The organism is Mesorhizobium sp. M2A.F.Ca.ET.067.02.1.1 (assembly GCF_004023285.1).
Lineage (GTDB): Bacteria > Pseudomonadota > Alphaproteobacteria > Rhizobiales > Rhizobiaceae > Mesorhizobium.
The window spans coordinates 1-13,015 of record NZ_RZSB01000011.1 but is presented as its reverse complement, the minus strand read 5'-3'; the positions used below and the strand labels follow the sequence as shown (position 1 = coordinate 13,015).

General features: G+C 62.7%; 11 protein-coding genes and 3 pseudogenes. 9 read left to right on the top strand and 5 right to left on the bottom strand.

The window, feature by feature from the left end; translation table 11 throughout:
* Positions 1-48: 48 nt before the first annotated feature.
* The 7 genes and pseudogenes from EOA28_RS02710 to EOA28_RS02680 all read left to right on the top strand — a co-directional run bounded on the left by EOA28_RS02710 (position 49) and on the right by EOA28_RS02680 (position 8,016).
* Complete coding sequence (locus tag EOA28_RS02710) at positions 49-372, top strand: DUF736 domain-containing protein (RefSeq protein WP_024505644.1); 324 nt, start codon at positions 49-51, stop codon at positions 370-372.
* Positions 373-553: 181 nt separating this feature from the next.
* Entirely contained in the window at positions 554-823 is a 270-nt protein-coding gene (locus EOA28_RS02705) for a helix-turn-helix domain-containing protein (RefSeq protein ID WP_024505645.1), read from the top strand.
* Complete coding sequence (locus EOA28_RS02700) at positions 820-1,368, top strand: S26 family signal peptidase (protein ID WP_024505646.1); 549 nt, start codon at positions 820-822, stop codon at positions 1,366-1,368. Before EOA28_RS02705 ends, EOA28_RS02700 begins: the two co-directional genes overlap by 4 nt.
* On the top strand, positions 1,356-2,039 hold the full coding sequence (locus EOA28_RS02695; RefSeq protein WP_024505647.1) for a lytic transglycosylase domain-containing protein: 684 nt from the start codon (positions 1,356-1,358) through the stop codon (positions 2,037-2,039). The genes EOA28_RS02700 and EOA28_RS02695 overlap by 13 nt, the downstream gene beginning before the upstream one ends.
* Positions 2,040-2,217: 178 nt before the next feature.
* On the top strand, positions 2,218-4,188 hold the full coding sequence (gene rlxS, locus EOA28_RS02690; protein WP_024505648.1) for a relaxase/mobilization nuclease RlxS: 1,971 nt from the start codon (positions 2,218-2,220) through the stop codon (positions 4,186-4,188).
* A 355-nt stretch (positions 4,189-4,543) separates the two neighbouring features.
* Positions 4,544-5,530, top strand: coding sequence for an ATP-binding protein (locus tag EOA28_RS02685; RefSeq protein ID WP_126057775.1), 987 nt, complete (start codon positions 4,544-4,546; stop codon positions 5,528-5,530).
* Between the two features lie 17 nt (positions 5,531-5,547).
* A pseudogene (locus tag EOA28_RS02680) lies at positions 5,548-8,016 on the top strand (S8 family peptidase).
* Positions 8,017-8,248: 232 nt separating this feature from the next.
* On the opposite strand, the gene EOA28_RS02675 reads toward EOA28_RS02680, so the two are convergent.
* From EOA28_RS02675 to EOA28_RS02660, 4 genes are read right to left on the bottom strand one after another with little or no spacing between them, the layout of a single operon-like run.
* A complete protein-coding gene (locus EOA28_RS02675; protein WP_126057776.1) occupies positions 8,249-9,778 on the bottom strand; it encodes an E2 ligase fold family C protein in 1,530 nt (509 codons plus the stop codon).
* Positions 9,779-9,781: 3 nt separating this feature from the next.
* Positions 9,782-10,270: a Mov34/MPN/PAD-1 family protein gene (locus EOA28_RS02670; protein WP_126057777.1), complete on the bottom strand. Its 489-nt coding sequence runs from the start codon at positions 10,268-10,270 to the stop codon at positions 9,782-9,784.
* Entirely contained in the window at positions 10,267-10,884 is a 618-nt protein-coding gene (locus EOA28_RS02665; RefSeq protein WP_126057778.1) for a putative metal-binding protein, read from the bottom strand. Before EOA28_RS02665 ends, EOA28_RS02670 begins: the two co-directional genes overlap by 4 nt.
* Positions 10,877-11,173 carry a DUF2604 domain-containing protein gene (locus tag EOA28_RS02660; RefSeq protein ID WP_126057779.1) on the bottom strand — a complete coding sequence of 99 codons (297 nt, stop codon included), beginning with the start codon at positions 11,171-11,173 and terminating at the stop codon, positions 10,877-10,879. The genes EOA28_RS02665 and EOA28_RS02660 overlap by 8 nt, the downstream gene beginning before the upstream one ends.
* A gap of 311 nt (positions 11,174-11,484) precedes the next feature.
* Between EOA28_RS02660 and EOA28_RS39495 the strand changes: the two are divergent.
* Both EOA28_RS39495 and fni read left to right on the top strand, forming a co-directional pair.
* A pseudogene (locus tag EOA28_RS39495) lies at positions 11,485-11,724 on the top strand (hypothetical protein); the annotation flags it as partial.
* Positions 11,713-12,636, top strand: a pseudogene (gene fni, locus EOA28_RS02655) (type 2 isopentenyl-diphosphate Delta-isomerase); the annotation flags it as partial. The pseudogenes EOA28_RS39495 and fni, both read left to right, overlap by 12 nt.
* 137 nt (positions 12,637-12,773) lie before the next feature.
* On the opposite strand, the gene EOA28_RS39490 reads toward fni, so the two are convergent.
* The coding region (locus EOA28_RS39490; protein WP_210214917.1) for a hypothetical protein at positions 12,774-13,015 on the bottom strand (242 nt) is incomplete at its 5' end.

Below are 13,015 nucleotides of genomic sequence, written 5' to 3'. Positions count from 1 at the left end.
CCATCGCAGGGGATGGTCCCCGGCGAAACCACAAAAGGAGACTTCGAAATGACCGCGATCGGTTACGTCAACAAGCAGGAAAACGGCGCCTACAAGGGCCAGTTCAAGACGCTCAGCGTCCGCGCCGACATCGATATCGTCCCCAACCAGGCCAAGAGCGCCGATAACCATCCCGACTTCCGGGTGCTTACGCAAGGGGTCGAAGTCGGCGCTGGCTGGATCCGCACCGGCGAGACTTCCGGCAAGGATTATGTGAGCCTGTCGATTGCAGCGCCGGAGTTCGGACCGCGCAAGCTCTACGCCAATCTCGGCCGAGCCGCCGGCCAGGACGATCACGACACCTACGCCATCATCTGGAACCCGGCCGACTGACCGGCCGAGATAAGAGCCTCGCGCCGCAGCCCCGGCGCGGGGCTCATTCCCAGGAGTTCCACCCAAACCCCGTCCGCCCTAAAGGGCGGCGAAAACTCTCCCCCGACTCTTCGCCCGTCCCCGAGACGATCTCCCTCGCCCATCCTCGCCCTCGCTTGTCCGAAGCGAAACGAGGATCATCATGGACGACGAAAACGAACGCGCGGCCCGCGCGAAAAAGGGCAGCCCGTTTCTCAGCACAGCCCAAGCCGCCTTCTATATCGGGCTCTCCCAGCGCACGCTCGAAAAGATGCGGCTCAAGGGCGGCGGCCCGAAATTCCGCAAGCACGGCCGCTATGTCCGCTATCACATCGACGAACTCGACCATTGGTCGAAAGGACACCCGCAGCACTCCATCGCCGGCGATGGCAAGGCCGGTTCCGGCCAGGGCGGCACGGGAGGCCGTTCATGAGGCGGCGCCCTTCCATCCATCTGATCGGCAGCCGCCTGAGGCGTGTTCGAGCCCGTAAGACGGTCGCCTTGGCCGCGGCCGGTCTCGGTCTTTTGGGCTTCACGGCGCTGGGAAAGCCCGCCCCTTGGCTGGTCTGGAACGCCTCGGCCAGCGCGCCGATCGGCCTTTACCGCATCGCTGCGGGAGCGCTGGCGCGTGGCGATCTCGTGCTCGTGCGCCCGCCTGAATACGCGGCGTATCTCGCCGCCGAGCGCAGCTATCTGCCTCGCAATGTGCCGCTGGCAAAACGTCTTGCAGCGCTGCCGGACGATAATGTCTGCGCCTTCAATGACGCCATCATCATCGGCGGCGACATCGTCGCGCGCCGGCTCAAAATCGACGCCGAAGGCCGACCTTTGCCATGGTGGAACGGCTGCCGAGCGCTCGGGGATAACGAGGTTTTCCTGCTCGGCAGCGACAAAAACCGCTCCTTCGACAGCCGCTATTTCGGGCCTGTTCCCACTCAAAATGTCATCGGGAGGCTCGTACCACTATGGACCGAGTGACCCTCCTCTTGTTGGGCATGATCGCCATTGCGCCATGCGCCTGTTCCGCCTCGACCGGCGCTGAGCCGGTCGCCATCTCCCAAAGTCCGCAGCTGCGAAAGTGGCAGACGTTGGTATCGGAAGCAAGCCGGCGCTTCCATATTCCCCAAGCCTGGATCTATGCCGTCATGGCTGCCGAAAGCGGCGGCAAGACAATGCGCGGCGGCCGCCCCATCACCTCCCCCGCTGGCGCCATGGGCCTCATGCAGGTGATGCCCGGCACCTATGAAGAGATGCGGGTCGAACACGGCCTTGGGCCTAACCCCCACGATCCGCGCGACAATATCCTGGCCGGCACGGCCTATCTCAGTGCCATGTATGACCGCTTCGGATTTCCTGGCCTGTTTGGCGCCTACAATGCCGGTCCCGAGCGCTACGACGAGCATTTGAAGCGTGGCAAACCGCTGCCAGAAGAGACCGTCGAGTACCTCGACCAACTCAAGGCGGCCGGAGTTTCGGCGGCCGACATCGAGGCGTTCGAAAGCCAATCTGTCGCTCCAAAGGCGCAAATCGCTCCTCTCGGACGGTCGCTGTTCTTCATTCATGACGGTGTTCACTCAGGCGTGCGAAACGGCGATCTCTTCGTGCCGCTCGGCAAGGACGGCGCGCAGCCGAAGGAGCCGGTGCGTTAGCCATGGCGGACGGGGGCGCGTCTGGCGGGGCTGGGCGCGGAAGGCAAGATAAAGGTACCGCCTCCAGGAGGCGGTTAAATCTTTGTCTGCACATCGTTTTTCCGGGAGGCTGCCGCCGGTGCCAAGAGGGTTTGACGTGTAAGTGTCTGATTTTGCTTGATATGTCTGGGAGGCTCGCATTAAGGATGACGAGTTCAGGCCGAAGCTCGGCAAAATCGGGTCGCGCGGCTCGAAGGCCGGCAAACGCTATGCCGGCCAGGTTCGTGCGGCGATCAACCGGGCTGGCGGCCGGCCGCAACGCGGTGGTCGCTTCACAGGAAGCCGGACAGGGCGCGGCGGGGCGGCCGCCGCACTGCTGAAATCGCGCGACCGGTATGCCGCCTTCCGCCAGCGCCGGGTGATCGTCAAGGCGCGGGTCGTCAAGCTCGCCGGCAAGGGCGCGGACGGGGCGCGTGCCCATCTACGCTATCTTCAGCGCGACGGGGTCACCCGCGAAGGTGAACCTGGCGAGCTCTACGGCGCCGACAGCGGCCGCGTCGACGGCAAGGCGTTCATCGATCGCGCGGACGGCGACCGCCATCAGTTCCGCTTCATCGTCGCTGCCGAAGACGGCATCGAGTACGACGACCTCAAGGCGCTGACGCGGCGGCTCATGGCGCAGATGCAGGAAGACCTCGGCACGAAGCTCGACTGGGTCGCGGTCGATCATTTCAACACCGGCCACCCGCACAGCCACATCATCGTCCGTGGCAGGGACGACCGTGGCGAGAACCTGGTCATCGCGCGCGAATATATCTCATCTGGCATCCGCGAGCGGGCGGCCGAGCTGGTCAGCCTCGATCTCGGTCCGCGAACCGACCGCGAGATTGAGCTTCGCCTGCGCCGGGAAATGGAGCAGGAACGCTTCACCAGCATCGACCGTCGGCTGCTCAGCATGCGTGATGATGACGGCCTGGTCTCGCCGGGCGGTCCCGACGCCATTCGCCAGACGCTGCACCAGGGACGGCTGCGCAAGCTCGAGCGGATGGGTCTGGCCGCGGAGGTCGGCGCTGGCTCCTGGCGCCTCGACGATGAGCTCGAAGCCACGCTGCGCCGCACCGGCGAACGCGGCGACATCATCAAGACCATGCACCGCGAACTGACCGGCAAGGGGCTTGCCCGCAGGGCCGCCGACTGGGTGATCCACGATCGATCCGGCGAGCCCGTCCAGTCTCTCGTCGGTCGCGTTGTCGCGCGTGGACTGGCCGACGAGATCAATGACCGCCATTACATGATCGTCGACGCCGTCGACGGTAAGAGCCATTGGATCAACATCGGTAGAGGCGAGGCGATGGAAACGATGCCTAATGGCTGCATCGTGCGTGTCGCGCCAAGGAACACCGAGCCGAGGCAGGTCGATCGTACCATCGCCGAAATCGCCGCCGCGCATGGCGGCCGTTACGACGTCGATATGCACCTGAAGCATGACCCATCCGCCACCGAGAGCTTTGCGCGAACGCATGTGCGGCGGCTGGAGGCGATCCGCCGCGCGACCGGCGGCGTCGAGCGAGAGCCGAACGGCACCTGGCTCATCGCGCCGGACCATCTCGATCGCGTCGCGAATTATGAGGGCCAGCGGGCCAGGGCCGAGCCTGTCGTTGCCGACAAGCTCTCCTCAATGGCGCTGGAGCGACAGGTCAGCTTCAACGGCGCCACCTGGCTCGACCGGGAGCTGGTTGCCGATAGACCCGAGCCTTTGCACGGATCCGGCTTCGGCCGCGACGTGAGAGAGGCGCAAGCTCGCCGGCGGCAGTGGCTGATCGCGCAAGGCCTCGCGCATAAAGAACAGGATGGGATCGTCTATCGAGCCAACATGCTTTCGATCCTGCGCCAGCGAGAACTGAACCGTGTTGCTGGCCAACTGTCGGAGGAACTTGGCCTGCCCTATGCCGAAGCGCGATCCGGAGGACGAGTAGAGGGTACGCTCCGCCGCTCCGTCGAGCTTGCCAGCGGAAAATATGCCGTCGTTGAAAAGTCGCGCGAGTTCACGCTGGTGCCATGGCGGCCGGTGCTTGAGCGCCATGTGGGCAAGGAGGTCTCCGGTGTCGTAAGTGGGGAGGGGATTTCATGGACCGTCGGCCGGCAAAGGAGCGGACCTGGTGTTTCGTGAGATGGTGTACAGCTTTTTAGCCAGCGGCGCGGGCAGCCATGCGAGCCCGCGTAGACCTTATGGCCGCACGCCCGCAATCGGTCGCATGGACCTGCCAGGCGGGGCGGCTTTGGAGCGTTCGGACCCGACACGCTGCGTGAGTGGCCAGACTTCGAGCGCTCGAAGATGCGGACTGTTGTCTGCTGGCCGGCGTTATTCCGGCTGGCCTATGACCGCGGCGCAACAGTTCACCGCTGAAGTTGCCACGGGCGAACATCGACAAGAGAAAAAACACCATTGCGCGATACAAATCGCCGTTGAAAGCGTTTAGGTTGCATGCGCTTCGCCAAGTAAACGGATACCCCAGAAGAGAGCCATGACCACGGCCCGCCATATCGTGACGCTGCTTAAAAGCCACATTGCCGGCGACGAGGATCGTTTCCTCTCTATCGCGATGCAGCTTGCTGCGCATGAGGCACGTCAAGGCCATGGTAAGCTTGCTCAGGAGCTCAAGGATCTGGTCGACGCAGCCAAGAGCAGGGACGCCCGGATTGTCAAGAGCAGTCGGCCGGTTCCCCTTTTTCAGCCAAAGGGCGAGCTCGCAGGGCTCCTGCATGTGCGCTATCCGGACCTGCGACTGACCGACATGATTTTGCCGGACAGTCTGCGCTCGCGCCTGCACCGCGTGCTGGGAGAGCAGCGCCAACAAGCAAGCTTGCGCGAGCACGGGCTTGTTCCCCGTCGCAAACTGCTTCTGGTCGGCCCGCCAGGATCAGGCAAGACGATGACCGCATCGGCATTGGCCGGGGAGCTTCATCTGCCCCTTTTCACGATCGTCCTCGATGGTTTGATCACCAAGTTCATGGGAGAGACTGCCGGAAAGCTGCGGCTTGTTTTTGATGCAATGCAGGCGACGCGGGGCGTCTACTTCTTTGACGAATTCGATGCCATCGGCGCGCGTCGAGGCGAACGCCAGGATGTTGGCGAGATTCGGCGCGTGCTGAATTCGTTTCTGCAGTTTCTCGAGCAAGACGACAGCCACAGCCTGATTATTGCGGCAACAAATCATCCCGAGCTGCTCGACAGAGCTTTGTTCCGCCGTTTCGACGATGTCATCGAATACGCCGTGCCCGATCGGCCGATTATAGAGGCGCTGCTTCGGGCTCGACTCGACCGCTTCGACACCAGAGGGCTTGCCTGGAACGAGGCGATCTCTCAGGCAGAGAGACTGTCGCAGGCCGAGATCACGCGCGCGGCCGACGACGCTGCAAAAACCATCATATTGCGGGGGGGGAAGCGGATCACCTCGGAAGCGCTCATCGACGCTCTGAAGGAACGCCGGCAGGCGTCGCTGTTTGAGTAGCGACAGCACAGATCATAATGGCAGACGATTTTCCGCGCGACCGCGCCCATATCCACCTTCGCAACAACGGCATTCGGGAAGCCTATCGGCGGCCCAACCAACTTATACATGCACCGCCGCTGCCGGCGCGTGATCGGGCGTCGCATGCTGCGGCCTTGACGCAATCCATCGAACAAGCGGTCGAAAGTGCACGCCAGCAGATTGCGGCGCGTGACCCCCAGCTGTCGGTCGGCACGCCTGGCTTTTACCTCGCGATCGATCTGCCCATGTCCGGACGGGCGGCCCTCGACCAGTTGGCCGATCGTCGCCAGCACATGGAGCTGGTCGCCGTCCATGAGCCAACTCAACCCGGTGCTCCCATCACAGCGTCGGTGTTCCTGCCGCAAAGCGCGCAAGCCTATTATTTGCGGAAAGTCGAGGCGTATCGAGACGTTGATACTGACCGCGGCAGACCGCGCAACGAGCCGCTCGTCTCCCGCATGGAGACAGTCAGGCTGGCGACTGCACGATCGTTGTTTACCGACCACGACGACCTCTTCCCCCAGGCCGCTGACGAGCAGGTGTGGTGGGAAGTCTGGCTGCGCGACGGTCGCCGCGAGAACTTCGAGCACATTGCCGAAGCCCTGAACATCACTTTGCGCACGCATGCGGTTAGGTTTCCGGAGCGGGTGGTCATGCTGGCCCTCGCCAGCACGGCAATGCTCGACCGCATGATTGCGCACAGCGATGTCGTCGCCGAGCTGCGGCGCGCGAAGGATACGCCGTCCTTCTTCCTGGGCCTTGGCGGCGCGGAGCAAAGGGACTGGAGCGACGAGCTTCTCGGGCGCGTCAGACCGCCTCAATCCGATATTGCGGTCTGCATTCTCGACAGCGGCGTGCGTCGCACCCACCCGTTGATCGAACCCGCACTTGCCGTTTAAGACTGGCACACCGTCAAACCGGCATGGGGCAGCGACGACACACCTGCGTGGAGCGGCCACGGGACGCGAATGGCAGGTGTCGGCCTGTACGGTGATCTGGTCCCGCTCCTGGTCGGAGGCGATCCAGTTCCATTGCCCTTTCGGCTGGAGAGTGTTCGTATCCTTCCGCCAGAAGACGAGGCAAACGATCCAGAACTCTATGGCGCGATCACCGCGGAAGCGATCGCCCGCGCCGAGGTGCAGGCGCCGGAGCGCCGCCGCGCGATCGCAATGGCTGTGACAAGCGCCAGTCCGGCGCGTGGAAGGCCCACATCGTGGTCTGCCGCTATCGACCAACTCTGTTTCGAAGAGGAACAGCGACGCTTGATCGTTCTCTCTGCCGGCAACATCGGCGATGACCTCATGCCGGCCGAGCATTTGACGCGCAACGATCTGGAAGCAGTCGATGATCCTTCTCAGGCCTGGAATGCGCTGACGGTCGGCGCTTTCACAGAAAAGGTCGATATCATTGACACCGACTTTTCGGGCTACGCTCCGATCGCGCCGGTCGGCGAGCTCTCGCCGCGCAGTCGCACTTCGGTCGTTTGGGACAGGCAGTGGCCGGTGAAGCCCGAGGTCGTCTTCGAAGGCGGCAATCTCGCCCATGACGGTGTGTTGCCCGGCGAGCCGATCGACGATCTGCAGATATTGACCACTTTCTGTCGACCCGAACTGCGCCACTTCACCACCCTCGGAGATACGAGCGCGGCAACGGCCCATGCCGCACGGATGGCGGGACTAATTCTATCAGCGCGCCCCGAGCTGTGGCCTGAATCGGTTCGCGCCCTGATCGTCCACTCGGCCGAATGGACTCCGGCGATGCGCGCACGCATCGATGCGTGCAACGGAGCGAAGGGCGAGATCCAGGCGCTCGTGCGGCGCTATGGTTACGGCGTGCCAGATCTTGGGCGCGCGCTTCTGTCAACGGTGAACGACCTCACGCTTATCGTTGAAGATGAGCTTCAGCCTTTCCAGCGCGAGGGCGGCGCGGCTGCCAAAACGCGTGACATGAAGCTGCATCGCCTGCCTTGGCCGAAGGAGCAGCTCGCGGCGCTCGGCGCTGCCCAGGTCGAGCTCCGCGTCACGCTGTCCTATTTCATCGAACCCAACCCCGGTGAACGCGGATGGACCCGCCGGCATCGTTACGCGTCCCATGGTCTTCGGTTCAGAGTAAAGTCAGCGACCGAGACAGTCGACGAATTCCGAGCCCGCATCAATCAGGCCGCTCGGGACGAGGAGGAAGGGGCGCCTGCTGGAGGCGGAGAAGAGTGGCTGCTCGGCACCTTCCGCGATCGCGGCTCGTTGCACGCCGATTTCTGGTCGGGCAGCGCCGCCGATCTCGCCGAGCGTGACGCGATCGGCGTGTTCCCGGTCGGGGGCTGGTGGAAGGAGAAGCCTTACCTGGAACGCGTCGACGCTCTGGCTCGGTACGCCCTGATTGTGACGATTCGGGCGCCTGGGGTCGATGTTGACATCTTCACACCCGTCGAAGCAGCCCTGACTGTCGAGACGTCGGTCGAGACCTGATGCAGCACTGTCCAAACCGGCCAACAACGGAGGTTTGACCAGCCTCTGGTGCCATGGCGGCTGGTGCTGGATCATCACGTCGGCACGGGATCATGCGCGGAGGACGATAGGCCGGCAAAGGAGCGGGCCAAGCGTGTCATAATGGCGCCCATGGTCACGCCCACAAGCCGCGCCCCCTGCGTCTACGGAGAGGTGCGCGTCTGCTTAGGCGGCCGAGACATCGCTTACCTGATCAACGCGCTCCGTATTTGCGCCTGTAAGCGGCAATGAAATCGTCGTCGCTACAGATGCAGCGGCCGCTGGAGTCCTTGGCCTTCGGATCGTGCAAGTGAGAGCCAAGGGGGCGCAGAAGATTCACCCGAGTGCTCGTCGTCGGGCTCATGGGAAACCCCGCACTATGCTTGACCAAATCCGCGGCAAGCATAATCCCGGCAAGCACCGACTGAAAGGCCATCGGAACCACAGTTCGAACGCGGCGACTTCCTTCGCTAAGCTGGAACACCAGACCGCCGCAGATAGCCTGCTGATAAAAGGAGCGCAGGGGCTGGCCGACAAACGGGGCTAGCGGTTCAAACGGCACAGCCATCGCTGTAGCCACGCGAACTACAAAGTCGTTGGGAACTCCGGCATTTGTCTGCAGGAGCGTTTTCACCTGCTCGTGTGCTTCCGGTATTCCGAGTTCCTCGGCAATCAGCTGGTGCTCGTCCTTGGATTTTCCGGATGGCAGGTACATGCAACAAAGGCAAGCCTGGCCGTCATCGAAACCATGCCGGGAGATACCGAGATCGTGCTCCTGCATCCAAGCGTTTGCGATCCATCGCGGCAGTGCACCTTGGACAGCCAGACGGTCGGCGGCGGTGTCAAGCGCCACACCCACTTGGTCTAAGACCCAATTGCCCCGGCGCGCAACATATTCTGCCCACGTCAGAGGGTGCGCCTCGACCTCAAGGCCAGTCGATCTAAGGGCGGTGGCTGCAAGAACCGCCTTGGACATACCAATCTCCGCCTGGCCGGCCAATGCGTAGCGCTGCAGGTTTGAGAGTTCGATCGCTTCGTGATCGATTACATGCAGACGACCCTTGAGATCGGGTTGTCTCGCTAGCGCCCAAAGCGAGCCATGGCCTATCGCACCGAGCCCAACGAGGTGGGTTTCGCCAAGGTCGACTGGGAAGTCGATCGGGCCAGCCTCCCCGGCTTTGGTCTTGTCGTAGCTGCATAGCGAGAGGTCGATGGTTTCGTCCAACTCGGCGCCGGTCAACTGGGCGGCGAAGATAGTTCGAAAGACGTTGGCGGCGCCGAAGCAACTGGCGGCGCCAGCTCCAAAAGGCAGCAGACTTGGGCCAGAGCCCACCGGGTCCGTACGCGACAGCTTTGCCGCCCAACCGTCCGATCCCACGAAAAAGATCGGGCACCGGAGTGATGGGCGCGTTACCCCTGCAACGACGCAGACGGTGGCAGACTTGCCGGAACGCCGGATGCCGACTTTTGGATTGATCGACTTTGCCAAGCGCTCCAGCGCTTGGGCTTGAGAGCTCGCCGCGCTGTCCAGCGGGAGTATCGCCAGAACCGGGTAGAGCCTAGCGAGCAATCTCACCGCAAGATCTAGTGTCGCCTGGCCTTCGGCGCAGGAAGCGGCCTGATGGTCGAAGGCGACTGCCACGACCTGCTTTTCAAGAGCTGCTTTGAAGTCTCCCAGATGAAAATCGGCCAGGACCTGAGATGCCGCCGTGGCGGCACGATCGATGAAGTTAGCGAATGCCATTGTTCAACTCGATATCATGATCATTCGCGACAGTGCCGCGGGAGGGAGCGCATTCCATTTGGCCTTTTCGTCAAGCCGATAGGCGGCGACCCGAGCAAAATCGAAAGGCTCGCGGGCGAAATTCGGCACTACCAGCGACAGACACCCAACCGTGGTAGCAACCGCATAAGCGTCGTCCGTCGTCGAATGGTAGGCGCGGCCCGGATGGCTGTGAATCTGGGCCAAGAGTTTCAGGCCGCTTTTGTAGAGCCAGACATTGAGCCGGTGCAGTTCTTCGGCCGCAACGATCACGCAAACGCCATCGTTTGTCCGAATGTGACGCTGCGCCGGGATAACCGTCTCTGTTACGGCAAAGTGCCGGTCTTGCTGAACGCCGACCCAGAGCGCCATCCCCTCATTGCCTTCGCGACCAACTGAGCGCAGATGCCCATGCGTGGTCGAGATGCAGCCGCGCGGGAGAGTCACGATCGTTACATCTCTCAAACCAGTCATTCTTGTATCGCCTGAGGGGATACCACCATTCCTACGATTGCCGGTGGGAGTTGAATCTGCAACTGCTCTATAGGAATGATTCCGTACTTGATGATCTTGTCCAGGATGAAGGCCAAACAGCCTTCGCCAGAACCCCGATGAAGTAGCCATGGATCACCTGAATGGGCTGGATTGTCGTGGTATTCCCGGACGCCCGCCATGCACAGGAATGGTTCGTCCTCGGGACTGTTGGCCTGGATGAAGTCCGTCAGCGGCACGGCGTTCTGCTGGATGAGAGCTCCTATCATCTCCGGCGGCGTTCCGGGCAGCGGCGGACGTCTAAGCATTTTCAGGTATAGATCTTTCCGGGCAATCGGATGACGCGTAAACGGATCGACGAAGACCACGGACGGTGGTCTTAAGTCGTAGTCGGTGAAGTCGACCTCGCTCGCTGCGCTGATCACCCGTGGTTTTAACTTGAGGCTTGCGAAAATGAAGAAAGCGCGCGGAAAGGTCGCCTCGATCAAGAAGCAGCCCTGAGCCCGATAGACATCAGCATATGGCCGGAACCGGCCGATCTCCCGATCAAACTTCGCTCGGGAGACCTCCGGATCCACACTTTGGGGTTTAGGCACCTGCGACGCCCGCCTTCAGGCTGAGGAACAGGGTCACAGTATTCGGGAAACCGAAATCGCCAAGCTTCTTGTCGACGTCGAGCAAGTTGCCGGCCTCATCCTTCAATTCCCAATTCTCGGCTGGTTGGGCGACATTCTGCGTGTTCTCAAGGGCTTTGGTACGAATGACGTGAAGCGGCTGGTTGGGATTGGCTTCGACCTGCGTGGGCTGGCCGTTCACCACCATCGTGATCTCGATCTTGCCCGGCCCGCCGCCGTGATTATCGCCCTTACCCGAATCCTTCGACATTGTCCTACTCCTGTGGCTTGCCAACCGTCCCACGCCCTGGCGCCCACCTGCGAGTGAGACCGGCGGTCTTCAATCGTTCACCCGGCGCCACGGCCGCGAGTACGCGAAAGACAGGGGATAAGCTACCGAATCGGTGCTTGCCTTCTTTTATGGGTGACTTGAGCCGCAAGTAAATGGTCTCAAATTGCTCCTCACAACTATAATCGATTATAGCAATGCGAAAATATTGGCGACACGCCTATTCATCTGCTCTCTCACTCGCCTGCTCCGTGCTTGGCAAGGGGAGCTTTGACTGCGTCACGCGTCCCCCAATCCTGCAACGCATTCACCCGAGCCTGCGCGACACCAGCGCCCGCACCGGCCGTGATCCGCAGAACGAAACGCTGATCGTGGCGTTCTATCGCGAACTGGCGCTGCTGTTCTGGCTAGACGATTGCAACGACGTTGGCCTGATCGCGCCGGAGCAGCTCGCCGCCGTGGAGCAGGCGCTGGGGCACGGCGTACCGTGCGTTCTCTCCGGATTCGAGGGCTGCGCTCAGCTGCGCGCTTCGCTGGTGCTGGATCGGCGAACGGCGCCGGCCACGGTGGCCGCTGGCTGGGAGTACATCCATTTCGAACACTGCGCACTGCCCGAGTTGGACCTGACGCAGATCGACCTGCGCGCCTCGCTGCTGGGCAAGGCTATGCGCGCGCCGCTGCTGATCAGCTCTATGGCCGGCGGCATGCCACGGGCCGAGGCCATCAACCGGCATTTGAGCGAGGCAGCGCAAGCCTTGCGGATCGCCATGTGCGGTTCGCAGCGTGTGAGCCTGCAATCCCGTAACTCCCAGGGGCTAACGCGCGCGCTGCGCCGCCTGGCGCCAGACATTCCCTTGCTGGCCAATATCGGCGCCGCGCAACTGCGGGAGGCCGACGGCCTGGACCTGGCGCGTCGCGCGGTGGACGCGCTGGAGGCCGATGGGCTCATCGTCCATCTCAATCCGCTGCAGGAAGCGGTACAGCCGGGAGGGCGACCGCGACTGGCGCGGCGTCCTGGCGCTGATCGCTGGCGCCGCGCGCATCGTGGGCGTGCCGATCGTGGCCAAGGAAGTGGGGGCGGCCTGTCCGCCTCGGTGGCCTGTGCGCTCGTCGAGGCGGGCGTGGCGGTAATCGATGTCGCCGGCGCCGGCGGCACCAGTTGGGCCGCAGTGGAGGGCGAGCGCGCCCGCAATGCCGCCGACCGTGCAGTGGCGATGTCATTCGCCAATTGGGGGATTCCCACCCTGACCAGCGTGCAGGCGGTGCGTCGGGCGCTGCCAACGGTGAAGCTGATCGCGTCGGGCGGGATCCGCGATGGCGTCGACGTGGCCAAGGCCATCCGCCTGGGCGCGGACATCGCCGGGCAGGCGGCCAGCGTGCTGGGCGCGGCGACAGTGTCCACCGAGGCCGTTGTCGCGCATTTCGAGATCGTCATCCGCCAGTTGTTGGGTCACCATCAAACCAATTTGACGCCCCGGGACAATATCGTCCGGCATTGTCCGGTGTGCGACGATGTTGGGGATGCGACATAGGCGGATTGCCGTGTATTAAACCGCTTTTCCTTTGGCACGCATATTGCGCCCTATCGGTAAACCTCGTCATGGGCCGGCGGCAATCGCTCGGAGATTGTCGAAATAGCACAATCTGCCGGGGTGACATCCGGCCCGACTAGAGCAGGACCTTTCAGATGATGCAGAAAAGCAAGCGGCCATACTCGCGGGGAAATAGTCGCGTCAGGGCTGCATGGACGCTCTTTCCTGGTTGTTTCGGCGACGGACGCCAACTCTTCAATCGGCACCCGAACCAGTGCCTGGATGTCCAAGG